We start from the raw sequence: 219 nt of genomic DNA, 5'->3' as shown, positions 1-219 counted from the left end.
TCTCGTTGGACAACGGCTAACACTGCTCGCCAATATGGTTTTTAGAATACGTCACCGTTTGGAAAATACAGAAATCCAGTACGAACAGTATATTCGCCGCATGAATCGACTTCGAAAATCCTTTGACCACTGGCTGCAAAAAGGCAGTGGGATAGTCGTTCAGCGATACAAAGGTCGATGTAAAAAGCTACAATCTCATAGGCAAAGCTTGTGGTTGTT

At 43.4% G+C, this 219-nt stretch carries 1 pseudogene; it reads left to right on the top strand.

The features are described 5' to 3' along the window. Positions 1-219: pseudogene (locus VOR_RS18600) on the top strand (IS66 family transposase); the annotation flags it as partial.

It is taken from the genome of Vibrio ordalii ATCC 33509 (assembly GCA_000257205.1).
GTDB lineage: Bacteria > Pseudomonadota > Gammaproteobacteria > Enterobacterales > Vibrionaceae > Vibrio > Vibrio ordalii.
This window is presented reverse-complemented; position numbering and strand designations above follow the sequence as displayed.